1 protein-coding gene is annotated in these 1,604 nt (G+C 27.1%); it reads left to right on the forward strand.

What is annotated here, in order from left to right:
- Nucleotides 1-126 precede the first annotated feature (126 nt).
- Nucleotides 127-1,362 carry a PIN domain-containing protein gene (locus BMW63_RS17720; protein WP_074724786.1) on the forward strand — a complete coding sequence of 412 codons (1,236 nt, stop codon included), beginning with the start codon at nt 127-129 and terminating at the stop codon, nt 1,360-1,362.
- Nucleotides 1,363-1,604 lie beyond the last annotated feature (242 nt).

Consider the following 1,604-nt stretch of genomic DNA (forward strand, 5'->3'; position numbering starts at 1 on the left):
ATATACAACTTTTCTGTCTAATAATTAGATTATTTGTTTATATTTGATAGAATTAAACGGAGGTTTTTTCACAGACTGACGTTGGCAGATATTTTTGAAAATCGCATAAATAATAAAACTTGATAAATGCATTACATAACACTTGATACTAATACTTGGATTTATCTTGCTAACGGAACAGAACCTGCAAAAATTCTTAATTTTATTAATAAAGAAGTTGGTAATGGAAACATAACCATATTGTTACCTGAAATAGTAAAAAAAGAGTGGGAAACACATAAAGATAAAACAGTTAGACAAGGAAGTTTAAAGCATTTTAATGATATAACAGAAGCACTTAAAAAAATTCTGAAATTGCTAGGAAATAAAGGTGAAAAAGATTTTTTTAATTTTCTACTTGAAAAAGATAACAAAAGTGAATATTTTGAAGATTTTCTTGAAGAATTTAAAAAGAAAAAAAATGAAATTCTTAACGCTGTAAATGAAAATATAAAATTAATAGATGATTTGTTTAAATTTAACTCAACAATTATTTCAATTGAAACAGAAATTTTTTTAAAAGCAGGTCAATATGCGCTTGATAAAAAAGCTCCATTTAAAGGTAAAAATAGTTTTGCTGACGCATTAATTATTTTAAGTTTTTTTGACTATGTCAAAAAAAACAACATTGAAGGCGCAATATTTATTACATACAATACAGATGATTTTTGCGAAAAAAAAGAAGGAAAAAAATCACTACATCCAGATTTTATTGAAGATTTTGAAGAAACAAAAAGTCAATTTTATACAATTGTTGGAGAAGCAATAAATACTATTGAAAAAGATATTGTAACAAAAGAAGAAATTGAGAGAATTAGAGAGTTACAAGAAAATGAATGGAATGATGATGTTGAATTTTGCGAAGTTTGTAAAGAGAATGATCAACGATTAAATTCAGTAAATTTTTATAATAAAACTGAAATTAATGATGAAAGAATAATTGAAACGTTTTTTGATGAAAATCAGACTGAATTAGATTTCAAAGAAGATTCTCCACGAAGAAGTATTATTGAATATAAAATTGATTCAATTGAAGTTGGAAATTGTTCTTGGTGTAATAGTTTACACTTTAAATGTGTAGATTGTGAACATATAAATGCAGTTTGGGAAGGGGAATTTAATGTTGGCAAAGAATGTGACTACTGCGGACTGAATTACATCATAAGTAGAGAATATAGTCGTGATGGAGAAAATGAAATAGAATTTACGATACCAAAAAAAACAATAACTTGTCAAAAATGCAGTAATGAATTTTATGATTTTAATTCAGGTGTTGATATTTGTGAAAATTGCGAAAATGATTATAGTTATGGAGAAAAATAAAACATCTGCCAACAGCGGTTTTGCGAGATTGCGAAATAAGTGCAAAATTCAAGTTTATCTTTCGCAAGAAATTTTATCTTAGCAGAAAATACGCGGTTCCGAAGTTCGCAACCTCGCAAAGCCGCGAAACGTTGTAATATATTTTAGCGCAGAGTCAGGAATCTAACGCAATTTTAAGACAAAAAATACTTAAAATTGTAATATGAAAACAGCTTACAAAAGACTCAATCGTGACCATAGAA

The sequence above is a fragment of the Flavobacterium frigoris genome (assembly GCF_900111075.1).
Lineage (GTDB): Bacteria > Bacteroidota > Bacteroidia > Flavobacteriales > Flavobacteriaceae > Flavobacterium > Flavobacterium frigoris.

Excerpts from the sequence above, each read along its gene's own strand:
- BMW63_RS17720 (WP_074724786.1), top strand. The coding sequence starts at position 127 with ATGCATTACATAACACTTGATACTAATACTTGGATTTATCTTGCTAAC.